This is a genomic window from Flavobacteriales bacterium (assembly GCA_013214975.1).
GTDB lineage: Bacteria > Bacteroidota > Bacteroidia > DT-38 > DT-38 > DT-38.
In genome coordinates this window covers 1-4,199 of record JABSPR010000225.1, presented here as the reverse complement: position 1 = coordinate 4,199, position 4,199 = coordinate 1, and the positions used below count along the sequence as shown (strand labels likewise).

5 protein-coding genes are annotated in these 4,199 nt (G+C 36.2%); 1 reads left to right on the top strand and 4 read right to left on the bottom strand.

What is annotated here, in order from left to right; all coding sequences use genetic code 11:
- The 4 genes from HRT72_07540 to HRT72_07525 all read right to left on the bottom strand — a co-directional run.
- A partial coding sequence (locus tag HRT72_07540) for a lipid-A-disaccharide synthase (GenBank protein ID NQY67559.1) occupies positions 1 to 624 on the bottom strand: 624 nt, incomplete at its 3' end.
- On the bottom strand, positions 621 to 911 hold the full coding sequence (locus HRT72_07535; GenBank protein ID NQY67558.1) for a hypothetical protein: 291 nt from the start codon (positions 909 to 911) through the stop codon (positions 621 to 623). The genes HRT72_07540 and HRT72_07535, both read right to left, overlap by 4 nt.
- Complete coding sequence (surE, locus tag HRT72_07530) at positions 904 to 1,665, bottom strand: 5'/3'-nucleotidase SurE (protein ID NQY67557.1); 762 nt, start codon at positions 1,663 to 1,665, stop codon at positions 904 to 906. The genes HRT72_07535 and surE overlap by 8 nt, the downstream gene beginning before the upstream one ends.
- A 58-nt stretch (positions 1,666 to 1,723) precedes the next feature.
- Positions 1,724 to 2,491 (bottom strand): sel1 repeat family protein, encoded by a 768-nt coding sequence (locus HRT72_07525; GenBank protein ID NQY67556.1) that lies wholly within the window; start codon positions 2,489 to 2,491, stop codon positions 1,724 to 1,726.
- Positions 2,492 to 2,638: 147 nt separating this feature from the next.
- Between HRT72_07525 and HRT72_07520 the strand changes: the two genes are divergently transcribed.
- On the top strand, positions 2,639 to 4,199 hold a 1,561-nt coding region (locus HRT72_07520; GenBank protein NQY67555.1), incomplete at its 3' end, for a DUF4139 domain-containing protein.

Sequence of the window (4,199 nt, the reverse complement as noted above, 5' to 3'; positions counted from 1 at the left end):
CATTTTCATCATCACCGGCAACATCGCTTCTATCTCATGCTTTCTGCTCCCAGGAATTAGTGCTATAACTTTTTCATCAATGCTGATACCATGCTTTGACCTAAAGTCACTTCTTTTTCTTTGCTCTATTACATCCAATAATGGGTGTCCTACATATTCAACGTTATAATTTAACTTTTGAAAGAAAGCTTCTTCAAAAGGTAAAATAACATACATCTTGTCTACAAATTTCTTTATTTGCTCTACTCTAGACTCCTTCCAAGCCCACACTTGTGGACTTATATAATAACATACTTTGAACCCTGAGGTTTTAGCAAAACGAGCAATTCGTAGATTAAATCCGGGGTAATCAACAAGAATTAGAACATCTGGATTAAATTGAGTTATATCCTTTTTACAGAGTGAAATGTTTTTAAGAATGGTTCTTAGATTGGCTAATACCACAAGAAAGCCCATGAATGCAAGCTCTCTATAATGCTTTACCAAAAGGCCTCCCTGCTCTTGCATTAAATCGCCACCCCAAAATCGGAACTCAGCATTAGAGTCTTTACGCTTTATCTCCCTCATCATATTTGATGCATGAAGATCTCCAGACGCTTCTCCTGCTATGATGTAATACTTCATAAATACTTGAAGTACATTATTATTGTTCCAAAAACGAACATGGAACTAACTACTCCTTTACTGGCTCTATCTGCTTCTAACCAAAAATACAAGAAGAATACTCCTAGATTACCCACAGTTGCAACACTAATCAATTTTGATTCTAAGCTACTTGCAGACATTCTATCCCAAAAATAACTGAACGATACCCCGCCATACGACACTTTATAATAGATTAGAATTATAATTAGCGGTGTAACCATTCCACTTAAAAGACCGATCCAGAATTTATCGTAGTTCTTAATCATTCCATTTAGATAATTGGGTTACCATATTGTGATCCGTAAAATCATATTGTACAGGTACTACCGATACATAATTTTGAGATAATGCATAGTCGTCTCCTTTATCATCAGAGATGTCTGGTTCAAACCATCCACCGAGCATAAAATCGGTATTTCCTTCTTTGTTTTCTTTCTTATCGAATTCTTCATGCCATACCCCGCAAGATTGCCTACATATTTTAACCCCTTTAATCTCATTCAAAGCAGCCTTTGGAACATTAACATTTAGACAGATTGTTTTATCCCAACTACCATTTAACACCTTATCTACAAGTAATTCGGTATAATGAACACATGCCGTAAAGTCGGCATCCAAAGAATTATCTTGGAGAGATATACCCAAAGAAGGAATCCCAGAAACAGAACCTTCTATTGCTGCGGCCATTGTACCAGAATAAATAACATTCGTGGAAGAATTTGAACCATGATTAATTCCACTTACAACTAGATCTGGCTTTCTTTCGACCAACTCGGACAAAGCAAGTTTCACACAATCTACTGGTGTTCCTTTACAACTATATTCCTTATAACTCTCCGTTTTTTCAATTTCTTGATACGTAATTGGTATTAGCGTTGTAATTGCATGCGACATGGCAGATTGATGCGTTAAAGGAGCTACGACAATTACATCCCCTTTTTTCTTTAGCAAATCAATCAATGTACGAATTCCAGGTGAATCATACCCGTCATCGTTCGTAATAAGAATAAGTGGTTTCAATAGGTACTTATTTTGGGTGAGAAAATAAGCATAAAATTAAGGAGTTTTTATCTCCCAACTACATGCCTAATTTTTGCTTCCAATTAGTGCCGTAGATATCCTCTACTAAAAATGAAGCTCTACGAGTTGCAGATGGATTCCCTACAAGGTCATCTTCGTGCATCGCAGATTTAACTAGCATTCGGGCCTTACTTTTATCTACACTAATATATCCTGGAACGCCTACATAATACCAGTGACTTAAAAGTATTTCTGCTGTAGACTGACCGTTAAACGCAGCTTTCTTCATATAATGAACAGCCGATTTAACATCATTATCCCGTCCATATTTAGAATATCTAGCTGTTCCATTTGTATGGTTGGTTAGCTTACCTGTTTTAAATAAATATCCTAATTCTGTTGCAGCACCATAGTCCCCTAACAAATACGCCCTTTCTAAATACTCGATTGTTTCAAAAATATTACCTATTTCGTATAGATGATAAGCCATGCAAACCATAGCATGTGAAGAGTTTTTCTCGATAGCCTTATTTAAGTATCGTTCACCTTTAACAGCATCCCTATTAAGCATGGAAAAACCTGTTTTCGTAAGCTCACAACCAAAATATGCGATTGCTTCAACATAGCCCATATCTGCAGAGTGCTTTATTTTATTAAAGTGGGCTTGGTAATTCGCTTCTTGACCAATTTCTATTGCATTAAGCTTATCCGTTGCATCATCGAATAATCTTTCCGCATAATCCATATCCTCTTGCGCAAGCAACGATGAGCTCGTTAGAATCGCAAATGAGAAAAAACAGAATTTAAATATTTTATTTCTAAGCATAATTTTATTCAGGCGTTTAGAACATTCTTGTTTGGTGCGGCAATGATACTAATTTTCTCTCAAACAGAACTGGCTTTTTATCAGAATTAACCGCATCTAGAAGGGATTTATGTTATAAATTTACTGCTCAAACTTAGCATCAAGAACATGAGACTAATAACTGTGCCAAAAAGTATTTATTGCTTACTAATTAGCTTTAGTATTTCAGCTTCTATTTATGCGCAGGTTCCGAGTGAACGTGTAAAGGTTATCTCCTCTATAGAAGAAGCCAAAGTGTTTCTTGAGGGTGTTAGTATTACAAGAACAGCAAAACTCACTTTACACGCTGGTGACAATCGATTACTCCTTCCTGGGTTAGCCTCTAATATAGATCCCAGTACTATTCAAGTTGGAGGTGTGGGTGACTTCACAATCCTTTCTGTTGGCCTTACAAACAACTACATGAACCAGACTTGGGAGTCTAATAGAGTTAAAGACATAAAAGATTCACTGAGATCATTAAAATTACAACTTGGTATAAATATCGGATTGAAAGATGTATTGGAAGATGAGAAAGACATGATACTCACAAACAAATCTATTGGAAGCGAACAACTAGGCGTTGATATTGAAGCATTAGAAGATGCATCTGATTTCTTTAGAGATAGATTACTCAACATTAAAAGAGAAGAACTATTAGCCAATAATAAAATTGAAGTGTTAAGTGAGCAAGTAAAAAGAATAGAACTTACGCTTGAGAATGCACAAAAAGAAGATCTACGAGGTTCTGGCGAAATATTTCTGAATATTCGATCTAAAACCGTTCAAGCCGGCATGAAGATCACATTCTCTTATTATACAACGGATGCTTATTGGGTTCCTACGTACGACATAAGAGCTAAAACTAACGAAACAGTTATTCTTGATTTTAAAGGAAACGTGACTCAGAATACTGGCGTTAACTGGAAAGATGTTAAAATCGTTCTATCGACAGCCAACCCCAGCCTTAATGGAGATAAGCCAGAACTATATCCTTGGAGATTGAAGTTCACTAAGCCTAGAATGCAAGCAATGGCAAAAGCTGGAAGTGCGATATCCTCTTCATCAACTAAATTGAAAAGGGACGTAAGTACATCAGCCAACCATACATCAAAAAGCATTGAACTTACGAACGTTACTTACCGAATCCACCTACCATATAGCATAGCTTCAAATAACACAAGGCACTCTATTGATATACAAAGTAATAACGTACGATCATCTTACAAAAACTATTGTGTACCTAAAATCAACGAAGATGTTTATTTGATGGCTCAAATAACAAGATGGGAACAGTATAATTTATTGTCTGGCGACGCCAACATATTTCTTGACGGAACCTACGTAGGAAAAACTTTCATCAATACAACCGCAACTAACGACACTTTGGATATCTCTTTAGGAAGGGACAAGCAAGTTGTTGTAAGAAGAAAGAAACTTACCGAGTTCTCAAAGAACAAAGTAGTTGGGCCTAACAAGGAACTCACTAATACATATGAGATTCTTGTTAAGAATAACAAGTCAGGAAAGCTCAACCTTGAGTTGTATGATCAGATACCTCTTTCTACAAGCGGAGAAATATCTGTAATTGCGTTAGAGATATCAAAAGGGCTACATACCCCTAAAACAGGTGAAGTTTTATGGAATCTTAAGCTAGGAAGCGGAGAGCAAAAGAAATTAAAGATTTCTT